General features: G+C 61.5%; 1 protein-coding gene. It reads right to left on the minus strand.

Annotation, left to right across the window (positions count from 1 at the left end; translation table 11 throughout):
* Positions 1-329: 329 nt before the first annotated feature.
* Positions 330-650 (minus strand): hypothetical protein, encoded by a 321-nt coding sequence (locus tag ET21_RS0123440; protein WP_006949645.1) that lies wholly within the window; start codon positions 648-650, stop codon positions 330-332.
* Between the last annotated feature and the right edge of the window lie 62 nt (positions 651-712).

The raw sequence follows: 712 nt of genomic DNA on the forward strand, positions 1-712 counted from the left end.
TCCCCCGGTGGCAGCTGCCACCACTGACGGAGCGCGGCCCTGGGCCGCTCAAACTATTGCGGTCGCTTTAAGAAGGAGAACCAGCGGCGGCGTGGGGGCTTTGCGACAATGGGAGGATCGATCTGATCTCCGCCAGCTTCATTCCAGAAGGCTTGCCAGCGTTCTGATTCAGCGCGGAGAGCTGCGGCGCGCTCATCAACCGCCCGCAAGCGTCTATGATAATCGTGAGGGGACCTGCTCATGAAAACGCTGTGAGCCTGATTGGATAATGGATGGTGGTGTTCCAGGGTTAATGCCGGAATTATCAACGCAAGGCATGGGGTTAGAGATCAAAGCCCGGAGAGCGCGAAGCACGCGGCGATCGAGCCAACCAGAGCGATCAGGAGAACGGGACGCCTCGGCGCTGCACTGACGGTGATGGTCGCGCCGGCGCAGGCCCATAGCAAGGTGGCGGCGGGACCGGCCCGGTAGATCAGGAAGCCGATATAGCTGTTCGGCAGGAACTGCGGATAATCGACAATCAGGCGTGCGACGATCCCGCCGCCTGCGAGAATGAGCGCGGCGATCAGCCATGCCGCGATTGCCTCGATGCGCGGCGATGCACTGTGCCTGGGCGCGGCCTGCATCGTCGTTCGCGTCGCATCATTCATGCTGATCTTCCCTTATAGGCCCAGTCGGCCCGAAGCTGCGATTTTGGCCAGGTTGAAGAACG

Origin of the sequence: Sphingobium sp. DC-2 (assembly GCF_000722555.1) — a bacterium.
Classification (GTDB): Bacteria; Pseudomonadota; Alphaproteobacteria; order Sphingomonadales; family Sphingomonadaceae; genus Sphingobium; species Sphingobium quisquiliarum.